Here is a 26,984-nt window from a genome sequence, read left to right as displayed (position 1 = left end):
GGGCGGCAGCATGATCAACTTCCAGAGCTCCGGCAAGCGCACGCTCAAGAACCTCGCGGCCGGGAAGCTCAAGATCGACGTGCTCGACTGCACGCTCGCCAACGGTTCCGTGACGCCCACCATCCCGGGCATCAACTGGATACCCATCAAGCCCGCCACGAACGCCGCGTTCTGCGCCGCGCTCGTGCAGAAGATCATCGCCGACAAGACCTACAACGCCGACGCCATCTCCTTCACCACCCAGAAGGCGGCCGTTGAGGGCGGGTACGGCGCCTACACGAACGCCACGTACCTGGTCATCGTCGACGAGAACCATCCGAACTACCGCAAGCTCATGCGCGCGGCAGATGCCGGCATCGACGCGCCCGAGGAGAAGGACAAGGACGGCAAGGCGGTCGAGCAGTACGTGGTCATCGACGCCGCCACCGGGCAGCCGACGCTGCACTCCGCGTGCAGCAAGGGCACGCTCGAGTTCGAGGGCGAGGTGAACGGCGTCGCGGTGCGCACCGGCTTCTCGCTCCTCACCGAGACGGTGAACGAGTACACCATGGACGAGTACGCCGAGATCACCGGCGTGTCCGTGGAGGACCTGGAGCGCATTGCCCGCGAGTACACCTCGCACGGCACCCGCGTGGGCATCTGCCACAAGGGCGGCTCGGCTGCCTCGGTCAACGGCATCGACACGGTCATGGGGGCTGCGGTGCTCCATGCCATCGTGGGCGCGAACCAGATGATCGGCGGCAACGCCCCCAACAGCCCGGCACCTACGACGACGGGCAACGGAGCGCGCTACAAGCTGGGCGCCATCGAGGGCAAGCCCGACGTCTCCACGAAGAACGCGTGCTACATCTCGCGCACGGTGAAGGCCTGGGAGAAGACCGACGAGTACAAGAATCGCGTGGCGGCCGGCGAGAAGGACCCCAAGCCGCTCATGCCCTGGTTCGCCAACGGCGCGGCCTCCGACAGCCAGGCGCTGCTCTCCATCGTGAACAAGTACCCCTACCAGGCGAAGATCCTCACCTCCTTCATGTGCAACACGATCCAGGCCACGCCGGGCGCCATGCGCGACGAGGTCGTGGAGCGTTTGTGCGACCCCGAGGTGCTGCCGCTGCACATCGTGTGCGACGTGTTCGTGGGCGAGCACGCCCAGTACGCCGACTACATCGTGCCCGACGTCACCCCCTACGAGAGCTTCGGCCTGCCCACCACGGGCACCACGTTCACCGGCTACGGCACCACCGTGCGCTGGCAGGTGAAGGAGCCGGAGAGCATGAAGCTGGCCGACGGGCGCCATGCCAGCTGGGAGACGTTTCTGGCCGACGTGGCCGAGGCATGCGGCCTGCCCGGATGGGGCGAGGGCGCCTTGCACGACGTGGACGGCAAGGCGTGGCCGCTGCGCGATGCCGCCGACTTCTACCTGAAGGCGGTCGCGAACCTGGCCTACGCCGAGGAGCCGGTGGCCGACATCGACGCGCAGGAAGCGCACCTCCAGGGCCTCGACGAGCTGCCCGACAGCTTCAAGGCGGCCGTGTCCGACGAGGAGTGGCCCAAGGTGCAGAGCGTGCTCTCGCGCGGAGGGCGCTACTGGCCCATGTCCTACGTGCACGACGCTGACGGGAGGCGCAGCCGCGGGTACCAGGACGAGAACCAGACGTACTTCTACAGCGAGAAGCGCGCGACGAACAAGAACTGCTACTCGGGAAAGCAGCTGCCCGGCACGTTGCGCTACAACCCCGAGACGTTCACCGACCTCTCTCCCATGGAGGACCACTTCTCGCGCGAGGAGTACCCGTTTTCCGCCTCGGAGCACAAGCCGCGCTTCCGCTCCATCTCCATGCTGTCGAACAGCCCGGTCATGCGCGATTTGTGCAGCCACAACTACATCGAGCTCAACCGCGAGGACGCGGCCGATCTGGGCATCAAGGACGGCGACAAGGTATGCGCCACCACGCCGCTCGGCGACGTGAGCGAGGGCGTCGCCATGGTGCGCGCCGGACAGGTGAAGGGTGCGTTCGCGCTCGCGTTCGGCTACGAGCACCAGAACTACGGCGCCCAGGACATCGAGGTGGACGGCAAGGCCACGAAGGGCGACCCGGCCATCGCGGCAGGCGTGCGCATCCACCAGATGCTCGACCCCACGGTCACGGGCGTCACCGGCGATGACGTCATCAGCATCATCGCCGAGAACGACGCGGCGTCGCCCGGCCGTTGCGGCGGCATGTTCAAAATCGAGAAGGCTTAAGGGGGTAAGCGATCATGAACGAGAAAAAGCTTGGCATGCTGATCGATCTCTCCCTGTGCATCGGCTGCAACGCGTGCACCGTGGCCTGCAAGCGCGAGAACGACGTGCCCCTGGGCGCGTTCAACACCTGGATCGAGAGCTTCGACGTGGAGCGTCCCGACGGGCGCATCGCCCGCGCGAACGTGCCCAAGCAGTGCAACCACTGCGCCGACGCGCCCTGCGTGAAGGTGTGCCCCACAGGCGCGAGCTACCGCGCCGAGGACGGCACGGTGCAGATCGACCAGGACAGGTGCATCGGCTGCAAGTACTGCATGGCGGCGTGCCCGTACCAGGTGCGCTACCAGCTGGAGTCCGGCGAGGTGCAGAAGTGCACGTTCTGCCATCACCGCACAAGCGCCGGCCTGCTGCCCGCCTGCGTGGGCACGTGCGTGGGATACGCCCGCACCTTCGGCGACCTGAACGACCCGGAGAGCGACATCTCGAAGCGCCTGGCCGAGGCGAACGGCGGCGACGTCCTGTACGAGGACCTGGGGCTTAACCCCTCGCTGTACTATATCGGACTCAAGGAAACCGAGGCCATGCCGGTCGCGTCCGCCATCCACCGTGGCGGCAACGTCATGAAGCCGTACGAGGGGTGATGAAGATGGTTTGGGATGCATTCATAGCTGTTTACCTGTTCCTGGCCGGCCTGGGTGCCGGGGTGTTCGTCTTAGGCGCGCTCACGAACTGGGCCAAGACCCCGGCGCCGCGCATGAAGAGGATCGCGTTCGTCATCGCGCCGGTGGCCGTGGCCGTGGGCACGCTCGTGCTGGTGGTCGATGCGAAGGCCGGGTTCGCCAACCCGCTGCGCTTCTTCCTGCTGGTGTCCAACCTGAACTCCGTCATGGCCTGGGGCGTCATCATCTTGAGCGTGTTCTTGGCGGTGAGCGTGGTGGACTTGGCGCTGCTGCTCGTGCGCAAGAAGACGCCGAAGGCGCTCGACGTGGTCGGCATGGTGCTGGCCGTGTGCGTGGCCGCCTACACGGGCGTGCTGCTGGGCGACGCGGGCCTCGCGTTCCCGCTGTGGAACATGGCCATCCTGCCGTTGCTGTTCGTGGTGTCGGCCGCTTCCACCGGCATCGCCGCGGTGCTGCTGGTCACGTACCTTGCGGCGCCCGGCGAGGTGGAGGCGCTGCCGTTCCTGCCCAAGGCGGGGCTCGTCCTGCCGGTGCTGGAGCTGGTGCTGGTCGCGGTGCTGCTGGCCGTGACGGCCGGCGCGCCGGGCTCGGCGGCTGCAGCCGGCGCGACCTCGGTGGCGAATCTCGTGTCCGGTGCCTACGCCGTGCCGTTCTGGCTCGGGTTCGTGGTCGTGGGCTTGGTGCTGCCGTTCGCGCTCGAGCTCGCGCGGCATCGTGGTGCAGGCGCGTCGAAGGCTGCTGCGGTCGTTGGCGCTGCCGCCCCGGCCGCCGGTCCGGACGGCTCCGCTGCTGCCGCAGCGGCCGGCTCGGGCAAGGCGCTCGCCCTCGTGGGCGAGGCCGGCGTGCTCGTGGGCGGTTTCATGCTGCGCTACCTGGTGATCATGGCCGCGCTGGCGGTCGTGTTCGCCTAGCGTATGCTATGCTGGGGGCGGGGGCCTGCGGGCCCTCGCCCCCGCCCGTTCTTGCCCGGTACGGCCGGCGGACGCTCGGGAGGGCGCCCGCCGGCCGTACCGGACGGACCCGTTTTCCTCAAAACAATGGAGGTACTTCCCATGGACGATGCAACGCCCCTTTCTCCCGCTGAGCTGCGCGGCTTCGCCGTCATCGCCGAGGCCTGCGCCGAGGCGTTCCTGAACGAGCCCTCCGCGCAGATCGTGGACGACGTGGCCCGCGTGGCGCAGGCGCTCGGCGACGGCCGCTTCGACGGCGTCGTGGCCGACGAGGCGCTGCGGCAGCGCTACAGCGAGCGCTTCTTCGTGCCCACGAGCCCGCTCTACGTGCCGCTCTCCGAGTGCAGCGTGCGCGGTGCGGCCGAAGAGGGGGGCCGCGTGCGGTACGCGCCCGCCTCGGGCGCGCAGGCCGACCACGTGCTGAAGTGCTACCGGGCCGTCGGCTTCGACTACCGGGCGCTCGCGGGATTCGGCCCGGCCGTGGGCAGCCTGCACCCCGACTCGCTGGCCGCCGAGCTCGCGTTCATGGCGTTTTTGGCCCGCGCGGCCTCCGAAGCGGCGGGGGATGACCCGGCGGCGTCCGAGCGCGCGGCGGAGCTGCTGTGCCAGTTCGCCCGCGAGCATGCGAACGCGTGGCTGCCGAAGGCCGCCCGCCTGCTGGCGGCCGGCGACGACGACCTCTACGCCCGCGCCGCCGCCCTGGCCGCCGATGCGGTTGGGTCGATCGCCGGGTAGGCTTGCCCCTCGCGAAGGGTTCCCTGCTGGCGGCTCGCCGCGTGATGGCGGGTCGCCGATGCTCGAGATCCCGATCAACAGACGCTGAGCCACGGGCACTCTTCCGCCTCCTTTTCGCATAACTGCATATTTCTTGCCGAAACACCGAAAATAATGCAAATTGCGCTCATAATCCTCGTAAAAGTCGTATACTGACCCTCGACCTTTAAGGCGGTACGGAGAGACCGACAAGGTGCGCAGCAGAGCTTTCCCAGGATCACGTGCGCCTTTGTCCCCGACGAAGGCGTTTTTCGTATCTGCTGCCCGAGCGGAAGGAAGATTTTGAGCGAGATAGCGAACAAGCTCTTGGAGGGCACGTCGAAGCCCTCGCCGCGGCCGGCGATGCTCGTGCTGGAGGACGGCGCGGCGTTCCGCGGCACGTCATGCGCCGCCGAAGGCGAGGTGTACGGCGAGATCTGCTTCAACACGTCGCTCGAGGGCTACCTTGAGGTGGTGACCGACCCGTCCTACGCCGGCCAGATCGTCACCATGACGTATCCGCAGATCGGCAACTACGGCGTGAACGAGGATGACGCCCAGGCGGGCGAGCCCGCGCTGCGCGGCCTCGTGGTGCGCGATATGTGCACGGCGCCTTCGAACTGGCGCAGCAGGCAGAGCCTGCCCGACTACCTGCGCGATCACGGCGTGGTGGCCGTGGAGGGCGTGGACACCCGCGCGCTCGTGCGCCACGTGCGCGACTGCGGCGCCCAGCGCGCGGTGCTCTCCACCGTCGACGTGGACGAGGCGAGCCTTCTGCGCAAGGTGCGCGCGAGCGAGCCCCTCGTGGGGCAGAACCTCGCCGCCACGGTGTCGTGCGAGAAGCCGTACGCCGTGGGCGCAGGCGACCTGCCTGCGAGCCATGCGTTCGCCGTCGCGCCGCCAGTGCCTGCGCGCCACCGCGTGGTTGCCTACGACTGCGGCGCGAAGCGCTCCATCCTGCAGAACCTCGTGCGCTCGGGCTGCGAGCTCACGGTCGTGCCGTGGGACACGCCGGCGGAAGAGGTGCTGGCCATGGCCCCCGACGGCGTGTTCCTGTCCAACGGTCCCGGCGACCCCGAGGCCGTGGAGGGCACCTACTCGCAGGTGGAGAAGCTCTTGGGCCAGGTGCCCGTGTTCGGCATCTGCCTCGGGCACCAGATGATCGCGAAGGCCGCCGGCGCCGCCATCGAGAAGCTCAAGTTCGGCCACCGCGGCGGCAACCACCCCGTGATGAACCTGCTCACCGGCCGCGTGGAGATCACGGCGCAGAACCACGGCTTCGGCCTTCTGTTCCCGAGCCTGGGCGAGCTCGTGCCGGAGCTCTCGGGCGGATTGGCGCGCCACGAGGACGACCTGCGCTTCTGGGCGCGCGCCGGTATCGCGCCGGTCGTGGACAACCCGCGCTTCGGCCGCATCCGCCTCACGCACGTGAACTTGAACGACGGCACGGCCGAGGGAGTCGCCTTCCTCGACATCCCCGCGTTCAGCGTGCAGTACCACCCCGAGGCCTCGCCCGGCCCCACCGACGCCCACTACCTGTTCACCGCCTTCGGCCGCTTGATGGATTCCGCCGTTCTGACGAACGGCGGATCGGTCGACGCTGCGGCCGCGGCCGGCGCCCCATCTTGCCCTTCTGCTGTGGCTGGACGGACCAAAGTCCAGTCCAGCTTTGCATCAGGGCAATCTGGGGCGCCAGCCGCACCCTCGCTGACGCTGCCTGACCTGTACGAAACGGGCGGTTACCTCGACATCGACATCGCCGCCGACCGCCTCGCCGGCTGGACGTTCGGTGGACAAGCCGCCACCGCGGCGGGGGCCGCGGCAAAGGAGCAGGGTTCCTGTGGCGGAGCAGAATGCCTCGAGTCAACAAGCCAGCGGCTTGTTGACAAACACGATTCCCGACCGAGCGGCCGATCCGACGAGCTAAGCGGCCTTCGCGCCGCGTGCGAGCAGCCGCAGGTTCTGAAAGGCAAGATGCCCGCCACAGGAAGCCGTCAGGCAGGAGGGGAGGACTAATGCCTAAGCGCGACGACATCAAGACCATCCTCGTCATCGGGTCCGGACCCATCGTCATCGGGCAGGCGTGCGAGTTCGACTACTCGGGCGCGCAGGCGTGCAAGGTGCTCAAAGCCGACGGCTACCGCGTGGTGCTGGTCAACAGCAACCCCGCCACCATCATGACCGACCCGGGCCTGGCCGACCGCACCTACGTGGAGCCCATCACGCCCGAGTTCGTGGAGCAGGTCATCGCGAAGGAGCGCCCCGACGCGCTCCTGCCCACGCTCGGCGGCCAGACCGGCCTCAACACGGCCGTCGATCTGGCGCGCGCCGGCATCCTCGACAAGTACGGCGTGGAGATGATCGGCTGCGACCTGGCCGCCATCGAGCGCGGCGAGGATCGCAAACTCTTCAACGAGTGCATGGCCGAGCTCGGCATCGAGACGTCGCGAAGCGGCTACGCCTATTCAATCGCCGATGCCGAGGCTATCGTGGCCGAGCTCGGCTACCCGGTGGTGCTGCGCCCCTCGTTCACGCTCGGCGGCGCGGGCGGCGGCATCGCGCACGATCAGGCCGAGCTGCACGAGATCGTGGGGCAGGGCCTGGAGCTGTCGCCGGCGGGCGAGGTGCTCGTGGAGGAGAGCATCGAGGGCTGGAAGGAATACGAGATGGAGGTCATGCGCGACCATGCCGGCAACGGCATCATCGTGTGCTCCATCGAGAACTTCGACGCCATGGGCGTGCACACGGGCGACTCCATCACGGTCGCGCCCGCGCAGACGCTCTCGGACGTGGAGTACCAGCGCATGCGCGCGGCGTCGCTCGCCATCCTGGAGAAGATCGGCGTGGAGACGGGCGGCTCCAACGTGCAGTTCGCCGTCAACCCCGACAACGGCCGCATGATCGTGATCGAGATGAACCCGCGCGTGTCGCGCTCCTCGGCGCTCGCGTCGAAGGCCACGGGCTTTCCCATCGCGAAGGCGGCGGCGAAGCTGGCCGTGGGCTACACGCTCGACGAGATCGTGAACGACATCACGAAGGCCACCCCGGCGTGCTTCGAGCCCTCCATCGACTACTGCGTGGTGAAGGTGCCGCGCTTCGCGTTCGAGAAGTTCCAGGGCACCGACGACACGCTGTCCACGCGCATGAAGGCCGTGGGCGAGATCATGGCCATCGGCCGCACGTTCGAGGAGGCGCTGGGGAAGGCCATGCGCTCGCTGGAGAACGGACGCTCGGGCCTGGGCGCGGACGGGAAGGACGCGGGCCTGCCGGACGGCGAGGCGTTCGACGACCTCGTGGCGCGCCCCACGGCCGACCGCGTGTTCTACCTGGCCGAGGCGCTGCGCCGCGGCTGGACGGTGGAGCGCGTATGCGCGGCCACGGGCATCGACCCCTTCTTCATCTCGCGCATGGCCGACATCGTGCGCGTGCAGGAGAACCTGCGCGGCATGCACCTCGACGAGCTGGATGCCGACGCGTTCCGCCTGCTCAAGCGCATGGGCCTCTCCGACGCGCAGATCGCGCACCTCACGGGCTCAGACGAGCTCACCGTGCGCACGTGCCGCAAGCTTTTGGGCGTGAGGCCGGCGTTCAAGACCGTCGACACCTGCGCGGCCGAGTTCCCCAGCTCCACGGCCTACCACTACAAGACCTACGACGCCGACGAGACCGAGGTCGCGCCCAAGACGCGCCGCCGCGCCATGATCCTCGGCGCGGGCCCGAACCGCATCGGCCAGGGCATCGAGTTCGACTACTGCTGCGTGCACGCGTCTTACGCGCTCGCCGAGGCCGGCTTCGAGACCATCATGGTGAACTGCAACCCCGAGACCGTGTCCACCGACTACGACACCTCCGACAAGCTGTACTTCGAGCCGCTCACGTTCGAGGACGTCATGGACATCGTGGACGTGGAGCGCCCGGACGGCGTGGTGGTCACGCTGGGCGGCCAGACGCCGCTCAAGCTGGCGAATGCGCTCGCGGAGGCGGGGGTGCCCATCATGGGGACCTCGCCGGAGGCGATCGATTTGGCCGAGGACCGCGACCGCTTCAGCGCCATCCTCGACGAGTTGAACATCACCTACCCGGCCGCCGGCATGGCCTCCACCTACCAGGAGGCCTGCGTCGTGGCCGACCAGATAGGCTTCCCCCTGCTCGTGCGCCCGAGCTACGTGCTGGGCGGGCGCGGCATGGGCATCGTGTACGACGGTGCCCAGCTGGAGAAGTACATGGCCGAGGCCGCGAAGATCTCGCCCGACCACCCGGTGTACCTCGACCGCTTCCTCGAGGGCGCGGTGGAGGTGGACCTCGACGCGCTCTCGGACGGGAGCCAGGTGTACGTGGGCGGCGTGCTCGAGCACATCGAGATGGCCGGCATCCACTCGGGCGACTCGGCCTGCTGCACGCCGCCGTTCGCGCTGTCCGAGGCGCTCGTGTCGCAGCTGCGCTCCGTCGCGCGCGACCTGGCGCTGCGCCTGGGCGTGGTGGGGCTCATCAACATCCAGTTCGCTATCAAAGACCAGGTCATCTACATTATCGAGGCCAACCCGCGCGCCAGCCGCACCGTGCCGTTCGTGTCGAAGGCCACGGGCGTGCCGCTGGCGAAGATGGCCGCGCGCGTCATGGCGGGGGAGAAGGTGGCCGACCTGGGCCTGCCTCCCGACGACCGCCGCCTCGAGCACTACAGCGTGAAGGAGGCCGTCATGCCCTTCGGCCGCTTCCCCGGCGCGGACACGGTGCTCGGCCCCGAGATGAAGTCGACCGGCGAGGTCATGGGAATCGCCGGCAACTTCCCGGCCGCGTTCGCCAAGACGCAGCTGGCCATCAGCTACGCGCTGCCCGAGGGCGGCACCGTGTTCATCAGCGTGTGCGACCGCGATAAGCGCGCCATCGTGTCCATCGCGCGCGACATCGTGCGCCTGGGCTTCAAGGTGGTGGCCACGGGTGGCACGGCCCGCGCCCTGCGAGCGGCCGGCGTGGACTGCGAGGAAGTGAAGAAGGTGCACGAGGGCGCGCCCAACGTGCTCGACCGCATCGCCGCCGGCGAGATAGCGCTCATGATCAACACGCCGTTCGGCCACGCCACGCGCGCCGACGGCTACGAGTTGCGCCTGGAGGCCGTGAAGCACGGCGTGACCCACGTCACGAACCTGGCCGGCGCCCAGGCCATGGTGGCCGGCATGGAGATGGCCCGCGCGAACGGCCTCGCCGTGGTGGCCTTGCAGGACCTTCCCCAGTGGGGGTAGCGAAACGCTGATGACCGGTTGCCGGCAGCCTCGCCCATCCGCGGTTGCCGGCAACTCGCAAAGAACTTGCCATGTGACACGCTCGGTGATAAGATATCTAGCAAGATATCTTATAGGAGGTGCGCGAATGTCAAGGATCGTCGACAAGGTAACGCAGCTTTGCGCTTGGGGAACGTCGCGTGCCGTTCGCATTCCCAAGGATATGTGCGAGCGCATGGGGATCGATGTGGGTGCGCGCTTGACGATGAGTCTCGGCCATGACGAGCGCGGCTCGTTCATGCTCGTTCGACCCGAGGAGGTCGAGCATCGCGTCTATCGAGATATCCCCTATGTTTCCATGGACGAGCTTTTTGCGGGATACACGGGAGATTATCAGCCAGGCGAATACGATTGGGGCAAGGACGTGGGCGCCGAGGTGATTCCATGATCCTCGAGCAAGGCGATGTCATCATGGTCGATTTCAACCCGTCGATCGGCCATGAGCCGGCAAAGATCCGTCCAGCTGTCGTTGTGAGCGGTTACGGTTTCAATTCCCGTGCGAACCTCGTTGCCGTCGTGCCGACAACCACCAAAGACAACGGGTATCCGCTTCATTTGCCTGCGAAATGCTCGGGACGCCCCATAGGTTTCGCCTGCGTGGAGCTGCTGCGGACCATAGACGTTCGACAACGAGGGTACGAATACCTGGGATGCGCAGACGATGATACTGTGCGCGCTATCCTCGCTTCCATTCGGGGAATGCTGGAACTGCGTTGATCCTTAGCCGTCCAGGAACTCCGCGAGCAGGCGGTCGGGGTCTTCCAGGAAGCGGTGGAGGGCGTCCCATTCCATGGTCTGCTCGAGGCTTACGCGGCGCACCTCGTCCTCGAACTGGTGGACGGGGCCTTGCCGAGGTCGCCCATTGCGTGCGAGTGGGCGATGTCGGGCGCTGCGACTATGGCTCCCGCCGGCTCGTGCGGCACGGCGGACACGTCGAGCATGGCCATGAGCACGCCCATGTAGTTGAGCGTCCGTTTGTCGAATTGGCGCATCGGCGTTCGGGATGCTACCGAGCATGCGGGGGGGGGGTCTTCGCGTTTCGAGCCTCTCGAGTGCACAGAAATGGCCTCTGTGAAGCTCTGGCGAGGCGCTTTGTCGGCTCTGGCATTTTCCGACCAGGGGAAATGATCTTCCTGCAAGCCATGGGCGTTCGCTTGGGGCGCTGAAACCTGCCAAATCGCTTCACAGCGGCCATTTCTGTGCGTCGGCGAGGCGTTTTCGGCGACATTCCCTTTCCGACGTCGTTCCCGATGCTCATCCAACGTCGTGACGTTTTGCGACCGACGGGTCGATTTGGGCGCTCCCATGGACTTTTCCGTGGCATTTCAGCCTGTCAGATGCGTGCAGACCCATGCAGGTGCTACAATCGGCCACCGAGAGACGAAGACGCGCCGCGGCAGTCGGCCGCCGACGCAGAACCGAAAGGCAAGAACGTGGCACTCGTCAACGAGCGGGCGCGCATCCTCGGCAACGAGGAGGTCGGCCCCAACCTCTACCTCATGGAGCTCGCGGCCCCGCGCATCGCGGCCAGCATCGAGCCGGGGCAGTTCGTGCATATGAAGGTGCCGAACATGGAGGCGCACATCCTGCGCCGTCCGTTCTCGGTGTACGCGCGCGATGCGGCTGCCGGCACGCTCGAGATCCTCTATCAGGCCGTGGGGTTCGGCACCGACCATATGACGCGCATCGAGCCCGAGCGCTGTGAGCACGTCTCGGGAGCGGAGCTTATCGGCCCGGTCGGGCGCGCCTGGCAGCCGCCCGAGGACGCGTGCCGCGCGCTCCTCGTGGGAGGCGGCGTGGGCGCGGCCCCGCTCTTCATGCTGTGCGAGCAGTTGGTCGGCGCCGGCGTGCGCACGGACGTCGTGCTGGGCGCGCAGACCGCCTCGGCGCTCACCTGTCGCGTGCGCTACGAGGCGCTGCTCGACGCGCCGCCGCGCTGCGCCACCGACGACGGCAGCTTCGGCCGGGAGGGCTTCTGCACCTCGCTCGTGAAGGAGGCGCTCGCCGAGGCGGATGCGGCGGGAGAGCCGTACGACTACCTGGCCGTATGCGGCCCGGAGCCCCTCATGAAGATCGTTGCCGGCATGGCGGCCGAGGCGGGCGTGCCCTGCGAGGTGTCCCTCGAGAAGCGCATGGCGTGCGGTGTCGGAGCCTGCCTGTCGTGCGTGGTGGACACGGTGGACGGCAAGAAGCGGGCCTGCGTCGACGGCCCGGTGTTCGATGCGCGGAAGGTGGTGTGGTAGATGGCGACGATGGGCGCTGGTCCGCGCACGACGGCCCCCACAAGCGTGCGCATGGCCGTGAACCTGGGCGGCCTCAAGATGAAGAACCCGGTCACCGTGGCGTCGGGCACGTTCGCCGCCGGCCGCGAGTACGGCGACTTCGTGGACGTGGCCTCGCTCGGCGCCGTCACCACGAAGGGCGTGTCCCTGAACGGCTGGGAGGGCAACGCGAGCCCCCGCATCGCCGAGACGCCCTCGGGCATGCTCAACTCCATCGGGCTGCAGAACCCCGGCGTCGCGCACCTGAAGGAGCACGACCTGCCGTGGCTGGCCGAGCGCGGCGCGACGACCATCGTGAACGTGTCGGGCCACAGCTTCGACGAGTACGTGCAGGTTATCGAAGCGCTCGAGGACGCGCCGGTGGACGCCTACGAGGTGAACATCTCGTGTCCGAACGTGGACGCGGGCGGCATGACCATCGGCACGTGCGCCGATAGCGTGGAGGCCGTGGTGTCCCGCTGCCGCGCCGCCACGAAGCGCCCGCTCATCGTGAAGCTCACCCCCAACGTCACCGACGTCACCGAGATCGCGCGCGCCGCCGTGGCCGCCGGCGCCGACGCGCTCTCGCTCATCAACACGCTGCTCGGCATGGCCGTCGATGCGGAGCGCCGCCGCCCCGTGCTCGCGCGCGGCGTGGGCGGCCTGTCGGGCCCGGCCGTGAAGCCGGTGGCGCTGCGCATGGTGTGGGAGGTGCGCAAGGCCGTGGACGTGCCGCTGCTCGGCATGGGCGGCATCTCGTGCGCGACCGACGCGGTGGAGTTCATGCTGGCGGGGGCCACGGCGGTGGCCGTCGGCACCGCGAATTTCGTGAATCCGCACGCCACGGTTGAAATCATCGACGGAATAGCGCAGTATTGCGAGAGGCACGGAGTGAAAGACGTGCAGGAGCTGATAGGAGCGTTGGAATGGTGAATTCGTTCGAGGAGATCCCCGCGCGCGACCGCGTGATCGTGGCGCTCGACTGCGGCATCGAGGAGGCCTTCGACCTCGCCGACCAGCTGCAGGGCAAGGCCACGTGGATGAAGGTGGGCATGACGCTGTTCTACGCGAACGGCCCGGCCATCGTCTATGCCCTCAAGGAGCGCGGCTTCAAGGTGTTCCTCGACCTCAAGTTCCACGACATCCCGCACCAGGTGGAGGGCGCCGCGTACGCCGCCGCCGGCAGCGGGGCCGACATGCTCACCATGCACACGGTGGGCGGCGTCGACATGATGGCGGCCGCCCAGAAGGGCGCCGAGCGCGCGGCCGCCGAGTACGGCCACGAGGTTCCGGCGACGCTCGGCATCACGGTGCTCACCAGCATGAACGACGCGGCGCTCGCCGAGACGGGCGTGAGCCGCGCCATGGCCGACCAGGTGGTGGTGCTCGCCGAGCAGGCCAAGCGCGCCGGCATCTCCGGCGTGGTGGCCTCGCCGCAGGAGGCTGCGCGCCTGCGCGAGATCCTGGGGCCGGACGCCTACATCGTCACGCCGGGCGTGCGCCCCGCCGGTGCCGCCAAGGGCGACCAGAGCCGCGTGGCAACGCCTGCCGAGGCGTTCGCCAACGGCGCCTCGCACATCGTGGTGGGCCGTCCCATCACGCAGGCCGACGACCCTGCCGCCGCGTTCGAGGCCATCGCGGCCGAGCTGTAGCGCTCAGAACGCAGGTTTTCCCAGATCGCGCCATAAAGGTGACGATTGGGCGACGAAACGCGGTTTGACAGCGCTTTCGTTCGTACAATGTGTGAAGCCTGCTGGAATTTTTGGATTTTATGGCAATCGACAAGGCAAAACGGCGGATTGCGTGCTAGTATCACGGCATCGTTTCAAACAGAAGGAGAGAAACACGATGGCTATTCCTCAACTCAGCCCCGAAGAGCGTCAGGCCGCTTTGGAGAAGGCGAAGGCCGCCCGCATCAAGCGCGCCGAGGTTCGCGACGACCTGAAGTCGGGCAAGCTCAGCCTTGAGAAGGTGCTCGAGATGAAGAACGATCCGGTCGTCGGCCGTATGAAGGTGTCCACGCTCATCGAGACGCTGCCTGGCTACGGCAAGGCGAAGGCCGAGAAGATCATGAAAGAGCTTCAGATCGCCGAGAGCCGCCGTTTGCGCGGTTTGGGCGAGCGGCAGCAGACCGCCTTGCTGGAGCGCTTGGGCTAAGCGCGCATGCGCTGCGGCAATCTGTTCGTCATCTCTGGGCCATCGGGTGCCGGCAAGGGCACTCTGGTGGCCCGACTTGTGCGTGAGGTCCCCGATGCCTGGGTGTCCGTTTCGGTGACGACGCGGGCACCGCGGGTCGGCGAGGTTGATGGCGTGCACTACCGCTTCGCCACCGACGAGGAGTTCGAACGCCTCGTGGAGGGCGATGGCTTGCTTGAGTGGGCGACGTACGGCGGCAATCGCTATGGAACGCCGCGCGCCGACGTTGAAGAGCATATTGCACGGGGAGACCAGGTCATCCTCGAGATCGACGTCCAAGGCGGCTTTCAGGTGCGCGAGAGGATGCCCTCCGCGCATCTCGTATTCGTGGAGCCGCCGTCCCTTCAGGCGCTCGAGAGCCGCCTGCGAGGGCGGGGCACCGAGACAGAGGAGGAAATCGCCGCGCGCATGCAGGCAGCGCAGGTGGAGCTTTCCCGGAAGATGGAGTATGATGTTCGGCTGGTGAACGACGATCTGGACAAGGCCGTCCGCGCTTTGGTTGATTACGTCGACGAGCAAGCCGAAGAGAGCATGAGGTTGAACGCCCAATGAGCATTATTGAACCGAAGATCGACGTCCTCTTGGACAAAACCGACAATGATCGCTTCCTGCTGTGCGCCCTTGCTTCGAAGCGAGCGCATGACATCAACGACATGATGCGCGGTCAGCGCGATCGCGCCATCCAGCTTCAAACGGCTGTGGAAATCGCCCGTGCAGCAGACAAGAAGCCCTTGTCCCTTGCGTTCGGCGAAGTGGCCCGTGGGGAAGTGTCTTACGATCCTGCGTCCATCGACGTCAAAAACCACTGAGATTTCACCGTTCTTCGAACAACGAAGCGAGCTGACGCTGCGAAGCCCCGAGGCACCTGAACCTGCCGCTCCAAGCATTCCTCGCGTACCGAAGTGCGCTTCGGAATGCTTTCGCGGCAATCTCGAGCGCCTCGGGGCTTCTCGCTGACCTGCTACGCCAACCGGCGCGCTTGCTTTCGCGCTTTGCGCGAATCCTGCGACCTGCGCGGTTGGGGTTCGATCCTGCACGGATCGTTTGGACTTGCGAGCCGAGGGGTTTCCATGACTGAATTCCAACGCATCATTCTTGTGCACTACCATGAGATTGGCTTGAAAGGCCGCAACCGCTCCACGTTCGAGATGAGGCTGCTCAAGAACCTCGAGGCGCTGCTCGCGCCGTTTCCCGTGGTGACGATCCACCGCATCGCGGGGCGACTGTGCGTGTTTTTGCGCGAAGGCTGCGACTGGGAGACGGCGAAAGGCGCGGCTGATTTGACGGCCGAGGTTCCGGGCGTGGCGCGCGTGTCATGCGGATTCAAGTGCGAGCGCGACCTGGATGCCATGTCGCAGGCGGCGCTCGCGGCTATGGCCGAGGCGGGCGAGTTCTCCACGTTCAAGGTGGCGGCGCGGCGCAACCACACCGACTTCGCCACCGGGTCGATGGAGATGAACAAGATCATCGGCGGCGCGCTCTGCGAGGCATGCCCCGACAAGGGCGTGCGCATGAAGAACCCTGACGTCACGGTGGGGGTTGAGGTCGTGCAGAACGCGTCGTACGTCTACGCGCGCTCCGTGCCGGGCGTCGGGGGCTTGCCGGTGGGCAGCTCGGGCAAGGTGGTGTGCCTGCTGTCGAGCGGCATCGACTCGCCGGTGGCCACGTGGAAGCTGGCGCGCCGCGGCGCGGTGTGCATCGGCGTGCACTTCTCCGGTCGCCCGCAGACCTCGGACGCGAGCGAGTACCTGGTGGACGACATCGCGCAAGTGCTCGAGCGCACGGGCTGCATCGCACGCGTGTACACGGTGCCGTTCGGCGACTGCCAGCGCAAGATCGCGCTCACGGTGCCGCCCGAGCTGCGCGTCATCATGTACCGCCGCCTCATGTTCAAGGTGGCCGAGGAGATCGCCCGCCGAGAGGGCGCGGGCGCCCTTGTGACGGGCGAGAGCCTGGGGCAGGTGGCTTCGCAGACGCTCGACAACATCCGCTGCACCGACGCAGCGGTGGAGTTGCCGGTGTTCCGACCGCTTATCGGCACCGATAAGATCGAGATCATAGGCGAGGCCGGGCGGTTGGGGACCTTCGAGATCTCCTCTCAGGACGCACCGGACTGCTGCACGCTGTTCATGCCGCGCGCGCCCGAGACGCATGCGAAGCTGCCCGTCGTCCTCGAGGCCGAGTCGGCGCTGCCCGTCGAGCGCTGGGTGGGAGAGCTGGTCGGGGCAGGCGAGGTTCGCGACTACGCCTGCCCCGCATACAAGCCGAAAAATGAGCGGCGGTAGGAAGCCCGCCTGGCTCCGTCGCCGACGAAGGGGGCTCGCGCATAGCGCGGGCCCCCTTCGCGTTTCATGGTCGCGAGCTGAAGCCGTTCCTACGGGATTCGATCAGCATCTTGGAGGTGCTAGCGCGGCGCGGGAAGAGCGTGTCGAAAACAAGGCGGGTTCGCGTTGGAGGCGTGTGCGTGCGATGTCGAGATTGCGAGGGGGCGGATGGACGATTCGTTGGATGCACGCCATCGGAGCGCAAGGCTGACGCGCTATGATGGAATCGGATCGAAGGAGGATGAGGGGCATGTCGTTCACCGAAGAGGCCGAGTCGTGGCGTTCTAAAGCGCATTTGGGCGGGGCGCGCCTTCCCGTGCTCGTGGGGGTGACGGCCATTGCCGCCCTCGTGCTCGTGTTCGCCGGAAAGGCGCTTTTCGATGCCGCATCTGCGGATGCGTTCGTCGTCGAACGCGAAGGGCAAGAGCAGGCCGAAGGAGCGCAAGCGGAGGGGGAGGGAGAGGGGGCCGGCGAGGCGCGCACCGTTGTGGTGCACGTGGGCGGCGCGGTGGCGGAACCGGGCGTGCGCGAACTGGCGGAGGGGTCGCGCGTGCAGGATGCCGTGGAGGCTTCGGGCGGGTTTGCCGAAGGTGCCGCCTCCGACGCGCTCAACCTCGCGAGGGTTCTCGCCGACGGGGAGCAGGTGGTGGTGCCGACGCTCGAGGAGGTCGCAGGGTCGCAGGATGGGGGCTCGTCTACGACGGAGGCGGGATCGTCTCCAGGTGCTGCTTCGGGCGGCAAGGTGAACATCAACAGGGCGTCGGTTGCCGAGCTTGACGAGCTGCCTGGCGTGGGGCCCTCGACGGCGGAGAAGATCGTGGCGGACCGCGAGGCGAATGGGCCTTTCTCGACGATCGAGGACCTCAAGCGGGTGTCGGGCATCGGCGACAAGAAATACGAGGATCTCGCGGATCTCGTATGCGTCGGATGAGGCCTCGTCCTTCGGCCCTGCCTCCCCGACCGTCCCTTCCGCCGACGCTCGGCTGCGCGCTCGGACTGTGGGGCTCTTGCGCGCTCTCTCTTTCCCTTGCGGAGGGGTGGTCGCGCGAGACGTGCTTGGCCGTCGGCATCGTGTCCGCCTTGTGCGCGCTCATCGCGATGGTCGGGCTTTGGCGACGCAGGGCGGTCCAGGCGTGGTCATGCGTTCTCGGTTTGGCGCTTGGAATCGTGTGCGCATGCGGCTGTGCCGCCTCGCAGCACGATCTGGCTGCCGACGCTCGCGGGTTGTCTGGTTTGTGGAGGCTCGAGGCTGTGGAGGATGGCAAGGCCGGTCCGTTCGGGCCATCCTGCGTCATGCGCGCAGTTGCCAGCGACGGTCGCTCTTTCCTCGTGCGTGCGAGCTTCGGCGAGGGTGCTTCGATCCCGCGCTACGGCGAGGTGTTCGAGGGGGCTGCCTCGCTTGAGGCGCCACGGGAGGCTTCGAGGTCGTATTTCTGGCGAGAGGGGATAGCGGCAGAGGCGCGCGTCGCGGAGGCGGAGAAGGCGGAGCGTGGCGGCATCGTCGGCGCGCTCGTCGCGGCGAGGTCGGCGGCCATAGATGCCATAGGGAGCGCGGGGGAGGGGGACGGCCCCGCCGTGCTCGGCGCGCTCGTGTGCGGATGGAGGGGGTTGCTCGACGAGGGGGATGCCTACGGAGCCTATCAGGCGGCGGGCCTCGCCCACCTTGTGGCGGTGTCGGGGGCGCATCTGTCCATTGTGGCGGCCTGCTCGATGGCGGTCTTGCGTTTCGCGCGCGTGCCTCGCGCGGCAGCGTGCGTGATCGAAGGGGGGCTCCTCCTTTCCTATCTCGTGCTTTCGGGGGCGCCGGTGTCGGCTGTGCGCGCTGCGGTCATGGCTTTCGCAGGCATCCTCTCATTCGCGGTGCGTCGGCGGCCTGCGGCTCTTGGCGCCCTTTCGGTGTGCATTATCGGCTGCGTCTCTCTTTCGCCGACGACCGCGCTCTCCGTCTCCTTCGCGCTTTCGGCGCTCTCTACGCTCGGCATCGTGCTGTTCGCGAGCTTGTTCACGTCATGGATGTCTTCCGTCGCGCCTCGCGCTCCGCGCGTCGTGTCCGAAGGGCTCTCCCTCACGTTCGCTTCGGGAATCATGGCCACGCCGTTGTCTGCGGCTCTGTTCTCCCAGATGCCGCTTGTCGCTCCGCTGGCGAATGCGGTTGCAGGCCCTCTGTTTCCGCTTGTATGCGCTGCAGGCCTCGCCGCATGTGTCCTTTGCCTGCTCATCCCGGCTCTCGTCCCGCTGCTCATGCCACTGGCGGCAGGTACGGCGAGCTGCTTGACGGGGGTTGTGCGGGTGCTTGCCTCCGTTCCGTATGCGAGCGTGCCCGTCGATGTTCCCCTCGTCGCGGCCCTTGCTGTCTCGGGAGGCGTCGCGGCAGCGCTGTGGATCGCATGGCCTCGTCCACGCCGCCGGGTGCTTGCGATCCTCGCCGCCGCTTCGGCGCTTGCGGCAATATGCGCGGTCGTGGTCGCGCCGCGGTTGTCGGGCGATGAGATCGTGATGCTCGACGTGGGACAGGGCGATGCGTTCGTCGTGCGAAGCCGAGGGGCGGCGGTGCTCGTGGACACGGGCAACCAGGACCGTCTTCTGCGCGAGGCCCTTGCGCGGCATGGAGTACTCAGGCTCGATGCGGTGCTGGTCACCCATGGAGATGACGACCATATGGGATCGCTCGCCTCTCTTGCTGGCATAGTGGAGGTCGATCGCGTGTTCGTGGCTCAGGGAGCCTTCTCGTGCGGATGCGAGTCGTGCGAGAGGCTTCTGGCCGATGCTCGCTCGCTCGTGGGGGAGGCCAACGTCGTGGGCCTCTCGCAAGGCGACGGACTGCGCGTCGGGGCGTTCGCCCTCGAGGTGGTGTGGCCCGCATCGTTTTCGGAGGAGGGCGGCAACGCCGACAGCGTGTGCCTTCTTGCCGATGCCGATGTGGACGGCGACGGCGCGCGCGATTGGCGAACCCTCTTCGTGGGAGACGCGGAGCGCGAAGAGCTGCGCGCCCTCATCGATGCAGGTCTCGTCGGAGCCGTCGACGTGTACAAAGTGGGGCACCATGGCTCCAAGAACGCCCTCGACGAGGAGGAGGCCGCCACGCTCTCGCCTCGCATCGCTCTTGTGAGCGTGGGCGCGAACAACCGCTACGGCCATCCTGCATCCGAGACGCTCGAGCGTCTCGAAGCGGTGGGCGCGTCGATTCGCCGCACCGATGAGGAAGGAGACGTTTCATGCAGATTCGGCCCTGATAGGATCGAGGTCGGCACCCTGCGGTAAAATGACGGTCATGACTGCTCAGAAGAAATCGGACGCCCCTTTGCTTCCCGTGTATCTCGTCGTGGGGGAGGATGCCCTCAAGCGCGACGCCGTCGTGAAGCGCCTTCGCGCGAGGCTCTCCGCGATGGGCGACCTGTCGTTCAACGCCGACGAATTCGACGGGGAGGCGGCGACGGGCGCGGACATCGTGGGGGCCTGCAACACCGTGCCCTTCGCAAGCCCCGTACGCCTTGTGGAGGTGCGGGCGGCCGACAAGCTCGCGAAAGCCGATTCCGAAGAGCTCGTCTCGTACCTTGGTGCGCCGAACGAGACCACGGTGCTCGCGCTCGTCGCCGAAAAGCTGGCCAAGAACACGCGTTTATACAAGGCCGTGGCGGCGCACGGCAAGATGGCTGTCATCGATTGCGCTCCGCCTAAGCGTTACGAGCTGCCGAAGATGGTGCGTTCGATGGCGGTCGGCCATGGTGTGACGCTCACTGAGGCGGCGGCGGCGAAGCTCGTGGAGCTTGTGGGCGAAGACACCGTTCGCCTCGACGGCGAGATCGGAAAGATCGCACTTGCGCATCGCGGTCCCGACGCCGTCGGCGAGCGCGAGGTCATCGGGATGGTGGGCCGTACGGCGGAGGCGAAGCCTTGGGAGTTCGTGGACGCCTTCGCGGCGCGCGATCCGGGTCGCTGCGTTTCGCTGCTAGGACGTATGGAGTCGATCTCCCCTCATGCGCTCATGGCCATGTGCACGACCCGGCTGAGGGAGCTCATCTGCGCGCGCAGCATGATCGATCGCGGAAACCCCCGCGGCATCGCCGCAGCGCTCAAGGCGCCCGAGTGGCGCGTCAAGAACCATGCTGCGTGGGCCCGTGGTTTCTCCGTCGCCGAGCTGCGCTCGGCCCTTGTGTCGGCTCGCGATGCCGAGCGTGCCATGAAAAGCGGTGCGGACGCGCACGCCGCCTTTCTCGAATGGGCGCTGAGCGTTGCCGCGAGACGGTAGGGCTGTTGCTGCGCGCCTCCGCGTCGGGGCTTTTCTGCGACGATTCGAGCGCTCGTTCGCGCCGAACGTCTCGCGATGCGCAAACTTTCGCCGATCAATGCCGGATTCCAGGAGAAAAAAGGGGGCCATCGCCGCATTGCATGCTGCGTCTTCCCAGCTCGCGAAGATGCATGGCGAAACGAGGGGCCTTGTGGACGGGGCCGGTTTCGATAGCGATCCGACGGATTCTGCGGCGAAAAGGCCGATCCCGCTGTGAATTGGGCCGCAGCATGCCGAGCCGTGTCGCTCCTGATTCGTCGGCGGAAGGCTGCGAGCTGCGAGGTATCGTCGATTCGTGCAAGTGCTCGAAGACGCGTGCGCCAGCGGTGGGTCGTTCATCCTCTTCGAGCCGAGAGGCCCCCGGTGCTCCGGGGGCCTCTCGGCTCTTGATATGCGGAAGGATCGCTGGGCGATACCCTGTCGGATCGGTTACTCGGCGGCTTCTTCGGCGCCCTCGGCGGCAGCCTCGGCTTCGGCTTTGGCGGCCTCTTCGGCCTCCTTCGCCTTGCGCTTCGCGGCGGCGGCCTCCTCCTTGAGCTGCTTCTCGCGGCGCTTCGCCTTCGCTTCGGAGGCGGCCTTCATTTCCGCCTTGCGCTCCGCCTTGCGCTCGGCCTTCTTGGAACCGGTCTTCTGCTCCTTCTTCTCCGGCTTCACATAGGCGGCGCGATCGGCGTCCGTGACGATGCCGTTGACGAGGTTCATGATGCCGCTCTTGCGGTTGGCGGCTTGGTTCTTGTGGATGACGCCCTTCGCGGCAGCCTTGTCCATGAGGCGGCATGCGGCGCAAGCGGCGGCGTAGGCCTCGGCGCCGTTGTCTGCGGCCACGGCATCCTTCACGTGGCGGGTTGCGGTCTTGAGCTGGCTCTTCACCGCGCGGTTGCGCAGACGGGCCTTCTCGTTGGTGATGATGCGCTTTTTCTGGCTCTTGATGTTGGCCATGGGTTTCTTCCTCCAATGGGTCGTGCTCGATTTTTTGCTACGTCCTTTACGCGCAAAAGCGTTGCGGGCGCGCGGTCCGAGGGGCCGGCGGCGCCGACCGTCGCGCGCGATCCGCACAGGATCGGCCCGTCTCTTATCGAGGCGGTGCGAGCACGAGAGGAGCGGGCGGGATTTCTCCGTTCCCTGACCGGTCAGGTCGCCAGCGAGACGAATCCTCGAGAGCAGCCACGTCTGCGGATTCGGCGATGAGGGCATCGCGCGCACGTATCGCTGTATGCACAATGCGATAGAATAGCAAAGGTTTCGATGGTTTGCACGAAGAATCGCGAAATCGCGCGTTTTTTCTTTTCGCGTTCGAAAGGAGCTCCCATGCCCGTCTTCTCCCAGCGAGGAGCGCGCGCAGTCGCCCTCGTCCTCGCGGCCTTCGCGGCCGCGGCTCTGCCCGCTGGATGCTCGGGCGGCGGGCAGCACCAGGTGATCGGTGCGGGCGCGGCCTGCTCGTCCTGCCATGCCGACGAGAAGGCCGTCTTCGAGCTTGCCGGGGTTCCCGACGGCGTTCTCGAAAGCGCATCGCAGGTGATCGTGGAGACGCGGTCGGAGAGCGTGTCCGTGTGCGTTCCGCTGTTCCTGTCCGAAGACGGGTCGCGCTACGTTCCCGAGGAGCGCGAGCGAGCGTCTGCGGAGGACGGTCGTGCCGAGCTTACGCTCAAGGACGGTCTGTGGGCCCTCTGCGTCGACGAGGGGGCCAGCTCCAGATCGGTGCTCGTGCACGTGGATTCCTCTCGATCCGATGCGGCGACGGTCGAGCTGTGACGATTCCCACCCGCCCTATTCGCACCCCGTGGTCCCGGTTTGCCCGGGATGCCCGTCCGTGGGTTTTCGGCGCTTACCGTCCCCGCAGCCTGAGGCGGGTGTCGCCAGGGGGGCCGAATAAGGTAGAATGGTCCTCGTTCTTCCAAGGCTACGAAGCGAAAGACAGGACATGACCGACCCGAACCACATCCGCAACTTCTCCATCATCGCGCACATCGACCACGGCAAGTCGACGCTCTCGGACCGCATCCTCGAGCTCACCGGCACCGTGGCGAGCCGCGACATGCAGGAGCAGCTGCTCGACAGCATGGACATCGAGCGCGAGCGCGGCATCACCATCAAGAGCCAGGCCGTGCGCGTGGACTACACGGCCGACGACGGCCAGACCTACCAGTTCAACCTCATCGACACGCCGGGCCACGTGGACTTCACCTACGAGGTGTCCCGCTCGCTGGCCGCGTGCGAGGGCGCCGTGCTCGTGGTGGACGCCACGCAGGGTGTGGAGGCGCAGACCGTGGCCAACGCCATGATGGCCATGAACGCGAACCTCGAGATCATCCCGCTCATCAACAAGATCGACCTGCCGGCCGCCGAGCCCGACCGCGTGCGCGAGGAGATAGAGGAGGGCCTCGCCATTCCCGCCGACGACGCGGTGCTCGCCTCCGGCAAGACCGGCGCGGGCGTGCACGATCTGCTCGAGGCTGTGGTGTACAACATACCGGCGCCCACCGGCAGCTCCGACGGGCCGTTGAGGGCGCTCATCTTCGACTCGTACTTCGACCCCTATCGCGGCGTGGTTGCGCTCATCCGCGTGGTGGACGGCTCGCTCAAGAAGGGCGACAAGGTGCTCATGATGGCCACCGGGGCCGAGGTGCTCGTGGAGGAGGTGGGCGCGCGGCGCCCTGCCGAGACCCCGCTGCCCGAGCTTGCGGTGGGCGAGGTGGGCTACCTGGTCACGGGTCTCAAGGACGTGCGCCAGGTGAAGGTGGGCGACACGGTCACCGCCGTGCGCGGCGGCGTGGAGGAGCCCCTGCCCGGTTACCGCGACGCCAAGCCCATGGTGTACACGGGCCTGTTCCCCATCGACGGCGACCAGTACGAGCCCTTGAAGGAGGCGCTCGAGAAGCTCTCGCTCAACGATCCGGCGCTTGCCTGGGAGCCGGAGAAGTCGCACGCGCTCGGCTTCGGCTTCCGCGTGGGCTTTCTGGGGCTGCTCCACATGGAGGTCATCAAGGAGCGCCTCGAGCGTGAGTTCGGCCTCGACCTGCTGGCCACCGCGCCCTCCGTGGAGTACCACGTGTACCGCCAAGGGGGGGAGATGGTCAGCCTGCACAGCCCTCAGGAGATGCCCGATCCCGGCGAGATCGAGCGCATCGAGGAGCCTTACTTGAAGGCGAAGATCCTCATCCCGCCCGACTTCGTGGGTGCCGTCATGGAGCTCACCACCGCGCGGCGCGGCACGTTCGTCACCATGAACTACCTCTCTCCCACCACGGTCGAGATGCTGTGGGAGATACCGCTCTCCGAGCTCATCATGGACTACTTCGACAAGCTCAAGTCCAACACGAAGGGCTACGCGAGCCTCGATTACGAGTTCGACGGGTACAAGCCCAGCAAGCTCGTGAAGCTCGATATCCTGCTGTCCGGCAAGCCGGTGGACGCGCTGTCGTTCATCATCCACAAGGACAAGGCCTACGACCGCGGCCGCGTGCTCACCGAGAAGCTGCGCGGCATCATCCCGCGCCAGATGTTCGAGGTGCCCATCCAGGCCGCCATCGGCGGGCGCGTGCTGGCCCGCGAGACGGTGAAGGCGAAGCGCAAGGACGTGCTGGCCAAGTGCTACGGCGGCGACATCAGCCGCAAGCGCAAGCTTTTGGAGAAGCAGAAGGCCGGCAAGAAGCGCATGAAGAGCATTGGCAGCGTGGAAGTGCCCCAAGAGGCGTTCATGGCCATCTTGAAGGTGGACGATTAGGATGGGCGCGACGGCTATTGCGATGGCCGCACTAGCCGTCGTCGCCTTTTTAGTCCTCGCCGTGGTGCTGTGGAGGGGCAATGTCGAGATCATCTCGGTGTTTCCCGAAGAAGCGGGTTCGCTCAAGGAGGCCGACCGGAAAAGCATGGGCCGTGGCCTGGCTGTCCTGGTCCTGTTCCTCATGTTTGTGGCGGTTTTGATGATATTCGCATTATCGCAGTTCGAAGGTTAGGAACGATATATGGCACGGAAAGGCAAGGAAGAGTTCGACTGGCTGGACGACCCGTTCGACGAGAAGAAGGCCGCGCGCGAGCAGGTGCGGTCCTCCATGTCGGGCGGCACGAAGATGGTGCTCGGCTGCGGCTGCCTGCTGGCCGTGGCGGGCATCGTGGTGCTGTTGGTGCTCGCAGGCGTCAGCATGATTGACCTGCTGGCCGCCTAGCGCCGGGATGCGCCTGCGCCCGGCTGCCCTCGAACCGGCATGAGAAGGAGGAGCCCCGTGAGAGAGAACCCCGTCATCGAGAACATCCTGTCCCGCCGCTCCGTGCGCGTGTTCCGGGACGAGCCGGTCGCGCGCGAGGACCTGGAGGCCGTCGTCGCGTGCGGGCAGTGGGCCCCCTCGGCGAACAACCGGCAGGAGTGGACGTTCGTGGTGGTGGACGACCGCGCCCGTATCGCCCGGCTGTCAGCGGTTGTCCGCGAGGCGCTGGGCCGCGACGCCTACGACATGTACGGCCCTGCGGCCATCGTGATCGTGGCGCACGAGAAGGGCGCCCCGTTCGGCCGCGAAGACGACGGTTGCGCGATGCAGAGCATGATGCTGGCCGCCCACAGCCTGGGCCTGGGCAGCGTGTGGATCAACCAGCTGCAGGGCATCTGCGACGAGCCTTCCGTGCGCGCGGAGCTCGACGCGCTCGGCGTGCCGGCCACCGCCGAGGTGCACGGCATCTGCGCGCTGGGGTACGCTGCCGCCGAGGGAAAGGCGCACGAGCGCACGAGTCGCGTGGTCTGGGCATAGCGTGCTGGCCGCCATCCCAGGTCGGGACTGGTCGCGCCGCCGAAGCCGGAAGGCCTCGCACGGCGATTCCGTACGGGGGCGCCGAAGCCGGGAGCATGCCGCGCCCGAACGCCCTTCCTGCCAAAAAACGCGCGGTTTGGCAATCGGAAAGCGCGTTTCGGAGCGTGCTCGCCACGGGTTGCCGCTATAATCCCAGGTCGGCGTTTTTCACCGCTCGACCGTAATTGCCAAACCGCGCGTTTTTTGACCTGTCGCGACGAAAACGCGTGCAAAGGAAGCAGGATATGCACGAGTTCTTCCAAAAGCACCGCCTCCTCCTCGCGCCTATGGCGGGCGTGAGCGACGAGGCGTTCCGGGCGCTCTGCCGCGAGCAGGGGGCCGACCTCGCCTTCACCGAGATGGTCTCGGCGAAGGGGCTCTCCTACGCCAACGAGAAGACGCGCCATCTGCTTGCCCTCGCGCCCGGCGAGGACCAGGTTGCCGTCCAGCTGTTCGGCCACGAGCCCGACACCATGGCCGCGCAAGCCGCCTGGATCGAGCAGGAGATGGGGGAGTCGCTGGCGTACCTGGACGTCAACATGGGATGCCCCGCGCGCAAGATCGTGTCGAAGGGCGACGGCTCGGCGCTCATGAGGGAGCCGGAGCTCGCGGCCTCCATCGTGCGGGCGATCCGCGCGGCGGTCGCGCATCCCGTGACCGTGAAGTTCCGCCGCGGCTGGGCGATGGGCGCGGAGACGGCGCCGGACTTCGCGCGGCGCATGGAGGATGCGGGCGCGTGCGCCGTTGCGGTGCACGGCCGCTTCGCCGAGCAGCTCTACCGCGGCAGCGCCGACTGGGGCGTCATCGCGCGCGTGAAGGAGGCCGTGGACGTGCCCGTCATCGGCAACGGCGATGTGAGAGGGGGCGCCGACGCCGTGGCGCTCACGGCGCGCACCGGTTGCGACGCCGTGATGATCGCCCGTGGCGCGGAGGGCAACCCCTGGGTGTTCGCCCAGGCCAAGGCCGCACTTGCGGGCGTGCCCGAGCCGCCGGCCCCCGATGCCCGCGAGCGCATCGCCATGGCGCGCCGCCACGCGCGCCTGCTCGCGCGGCGCGAGGGGAAGAACATCGTGCGCATGCGCAAGCACGCCATGTGGTACCTGGCGGGCCTGCCGGGCGCCGCCGCGGCGCGCGCGAAGATCAACGCCTGCGTGTCCGTGGAGGACTTCGACCGCGTGTTCGACGAGCTGCTGGAGTGCGTCCGCGCCCGCGAAGCCGACAGGGCGTGACGAA

26 protein-coding genes are annotated in these 26,984 nt (G+C 67.3%); 24 read left to right on the top strand and 2 right to left on the bottom strand.

All coding sequences use genetic code 11. The features are described from left to right. The first annotated feature begins 10 nt into the window (after positions 1-10). The 8 genes from B5F40_RS03640 to B5F40_RS03605 all read left to right on the top strand — a co-directional run bounded on the left by B5F40_RS03640 (position 11) and on the right by B5F40_RS03605 (position 10,618). Positions 11-2,242 carry a molybdopterin dinucleotide binding domain-containing protein gene (locus B5F40_RS03640; RefSeq protein WP_087193017.1) on the top strand — a complete coding sequence of 744 codons (2,232 nt, stop codon included), beginning with the start codon at positions 11-13 and terminating at the stop codon, positions 2,240-2,242. Between the two features lie 14 nt (positions 2,243-2,256). Continuing rightward, entirely contained in the window at positions 2,257-2,880 is a 624-nt protein-coding gene (locus B5F40_RS03635) for a 4Fe-4S dicluster domain-containing protein (RefSeq protein WP_087193016.1), read from the top strand. 5 nt (positions 2,881-2,885) lie between these two features. Beyond that, entirely contained in the window at positions 2,886-3,830 is a 945-nt protein-coding gene (gene nrfD / locus B5F40_RS03630) for an NrfD/PsrC family molybdoenzyme membrane anchor subunit (protein WP_239442895.1), read from the top strand. A gap of 141 nt (positions 3,831-3,971) precedes the next feature. Next, entirely contained in the window at positions 3,972-4,604 is a 633-nt protein-coding gene (locus tag B5F40_RS03625; protein WP_162610872.1) for a molecular chaperone TorD family protein, read from the top strand. Positions 4,605-4,925: 321 nt separating this feature from the next. Then, entirely contained in the window at positions 4,926-6,638 is a 1,713-nt protein-coding gene (carA, locus tag B5F40_RS03620) for a glutamine-hydrolyzing carbamoyl-phosphate synthase small subunit (protein ID WP_239442894.1), read from the top strand. Beyond that, positions 6,638-9,862 carry a carbamoyl-phosphate synthase large subunit gene (carB, locus tag B5F40_RS03615; RefSeq protein WP_087193013.1) on the top strand — a complete coding sequence of 1,075 codons (3,225 nt, stop codon included), beginning with the start codon at positions 6,638-6,640 and terminating at the stop codon, positions 9,860-9,862. The genes carA and carB overlap by 1 nt, the downstream gene beginning before the upstream one ends. 127 nt (positions 9,863-9,989) lie before the next feature. Then, positions 9,990-10,289: an AbrB/MazE/SpoVT family DNA-binding domain-containing protein gene (locus tag B5F40_RS03610; protein ID WP_087193012.1), complete on the top strand. Its 300-nt coding sequence runs from the start codon at positions 9,990-9,992 to the stop codon at positions 10,287-10,289. Continuing rightward, positions 10,286-10,618, top strand: coding sequence for a type II toxin-antitoxin system PemK/MazF family toxin (locus B5F40_RS03605; RefSeq protein WP_087193011.1), 333 nt, complete (start codon positions 10,286-10,288; stop codon positions 10,616-10,618). The genes B5F40_RS03610 and B5F40_RS03605 overlap by 4 nt, the downstream gene beginning before the upstream one ends. 89 nt (positions 10,619-10,707) lie before the next feature. Here the strand turns inward: B5F40_RS03605 and B5F40_RS16160 are convergent, their stop codons facing one another. Next, positions 10,708-10,893, bottom strand: a complete 186-nt coding sequence (locus B5F40_RS16160) for a hypothetical protein (protein ID WP_162610871.1) — start codon at positions 10,891-10,893, stop codon at positions 10,708-10,710. A 441-nt stretch (positions 10,894-11,334) separates the two neighbouring features. Here B5F40_RS16160 and B5F40_RS03595 point away from each other — a divergent pair, with 441 nt between their 5' ends. The 10 genes from B5F40_RS03595 to holA all read left to right on the top strand — a co-directional run bounded on the left by B5F40_RS03595 (position 11,335) and on the right by holA (position 20,931). Further along, positions 11,335-12,144 (top strand): dihydroorotate dehydrogenase electron transfer subunit, encoded by an 810-nt coding sequence (locus tag B5F40_RS03595; RefSeq protein ID WP_087193009.1) that lies wholly within the window; start codon positions 11,335-11,337, stop codon positions 12,142-12,144. Beyond that, a complete protein-coding gene (locus B5F40_RS03590; protein WP_239442893.1) occupies positions 12,145-13,095 on the top strand; it encodes a dihydroorotate dehydrogenase in 951 nt (316 codons plus the stop codon). Next, positions 13,089-13,814, top strand: a complete 726-nt coding sequence (gene pyrF / locus B5F40_RS03585) for an orotidine-5'-phosphate decarboxylase (protein WP_087193008.1) — start codon at positions 13,089-13,091, stop codon at positions 13,812-13,814. Before B5F40_RS03590 ends, pyrF begins: the two co-directional genes overlap by 7 nt. A gap of 196 nt (positions 13,815-14,010) precedes the next feature. After that, on the top strand, positions 14,011-14,319 hold the full coding sequence (gene mihF, locus B5F40_RS03580; protein WP_087193007.1) for an integration host factor, actinobacterial type: 309 nt from the start codon (positions 14,011-14,013) through the stop codon (positions 14,317-14,319). A gap of 6 nt (positions 14,320-14,325) precedes the next feature. Beyond that, entirely contained in the window at positions 14,326-14,910 is a 585-nt protein-coding gene (gene gmk, locus B5F40_RS03575; RefSeq protein WP_087193006.1) for a guanylate kinase, read from the top strand. After that, positions 14,907-15,167 (top strand): DNA-directed RNA polymerase subunit omega, encoded by a 261-nt coding sequence (locus B5F40_RS03570; protein WP_087193005.1) that lies wholly within the window; start codon positions 14,907-14,909, stop codon positions 15,165-15,167. The genes gmk and B5F40_RS03570 overlap by 4 nt, the downstream gene beginning before the upstream one ends. A gap of 261 nt (positions 15,168-15,428) precedes the next feature. Further along, complete coding sequence (gene thiI, locus B5F40_RS03565) at positions 15,429-16,643, top strand: tRNA uracil 4-sulfurtransferase ThiI (protein WP_087193004.1); 1,215 nt, start codon at positions 15,429-15,431, stop codon at positions 16,641-16,643. Between the two features lie 289 nt (positions 16,644-16,932). Then, complete coding sequence (locus tag B5F40_RS03560; RefSeq protein ID WP_087193003.1) at positions 16,933-17,613, top strand: helix-hairpin-helix domain-containing protein; 681 nt, start codon at positions 16,933-16,935, stop codon at positions 17,611-17,613. Further along, the gene (locus B5F40_RS03555; protein WP_087193002.1) at positions 17,601-19,943 is read left to right on the top strand and encodes a DNA internalization-related competence protein ComEC/Rec2; all 2,343 of its coding nucleotides are present in this window, start codon (positions 17,601-17,603) and stop codon (positions 19,941-19,943) included. Before B5F40_RS03560 ends, B5F40_RS03555 begins: the two co-directional genes overlap by 13 nt. Positions 19,944-19,953: 10 nt before the next feature. Beyond that, positions 19,954-20,931 carry a DNA polymerase III subunit delta gene (gene holA, locus B5F40_RS03550; RefSeq protein WP_087193049.1) on the top strand — a complete coding sequence of 326 codons (978 nt, stop codon included), beginning with the start codon at positions 19,954-19,956 and terminating at the stop codon, positions 20,929-20,931. Between the two features lie 468 nt (positions 20,932-21,399). Here holA and rpsT read toward each other — a convergent pair whose 3' ends face one another. Next, complete coding sequence (gene rpsT / locus B5F40_RS16795) at positions 21,400-21,909, bottom strand: 30S ribosomal protein S20 (RefSeq protein ID WP_087193001.1); 510 nt, start codon at positions 21,907-21,909, stop codon at positions 21,400-21,402. Between the two features lie 369 nt (positions 21,910-22,278). On the opposite strand from rpsT, the gene B5F40_RS03540 reads away from it, so the two are divergent. The 6 genes from B5F40_RS03540 (at position 22,279) to dusB (ending at position 26,980) form a co-directional block, all read left to right on the top strand. Then, on the top strand, positions 22,279-22,722 hold the full coding sequence (locus B5F40_RS03540) for a hypothetical protein (protein ID WP_140396398.1): 444 nt from the start codon (positions 22,279-22,281) through the stop codon (positions 22,720-22,722). Between the two features lie 169 nt (positions 22,723-22,891). Continuing rightward, positions 22,892-24,694, top strand: coding sequence for a translation elongation factor 4 (lepA, locus tag B5F40_RS03535; RefSeq protein ID WP_087192999.1), 1,803 nt, complete (start codon positions 22,892-22,894; stop codon positions 24,692-24,694). Between the two features lies 1 nt (position 24,695). Continuing rightward, on the top strand, positions 24,696-24,926 hold the full coding sequence (locus B5F40_RS03530; protein WP_087192998.1) for a hypothetical protein: 231 nt from the start codon (positions 24,696-24,698) through the stop codon (positions 24,924-24,926). A 9-nt stretch (positions 24,927-24,935) separates the two neighbouring features. Next, complete coding sequence (locus B5F40_RS03525) at positions 24,936-25,136, top strand: hypothetical protein (protein ID WP_087192997.1); 201 nt, start codon at positions 24,936-24,938, stop codon at positions 25,134-25,136. 57 nt (positions 25,137-25,193) lie between these two features. Then, positions 25,194-25,712, top strand: coding sequence for a nitroreductase family protein (locus B5F40_RS03520; protein WP_204217320.1), 519 nt, complete (start codon positions 25,194-25,196; stop codon positions 25,710-25,712). 284 nt (positions 25,713-25,996) lie between these two features. Beyond that, complete coding sequence (gene dusB, locus B5F40_RS03515) at positions 25,997-26,980, top strand: tRNA dihydrouridine synthase DusB (protein WP_087192995.1); 984 nt, start codon at positions 25,997-25,999, stop codon at positions 26,978-26,980. The last annotated feature ends 4 nt before the right edge of the window (positions 26,981-26,984 follow it).

Origin of the sequence: Gordonibacter sp. An230 (assembly GCF_002159915.1) — a bacterium.
In the GTDB taxonomy this organism is placed as follows: Bacteria; Actinomycetota; Coriobacteriia; order Coriobacteriales; family Eggerthellaceae; genus Rubneribacter.
The sequence above is the reverse complement of the archived record's forward strand: the minus strand, read 5'-3'. Positions and strand labels throughout refer to the sequence as shown.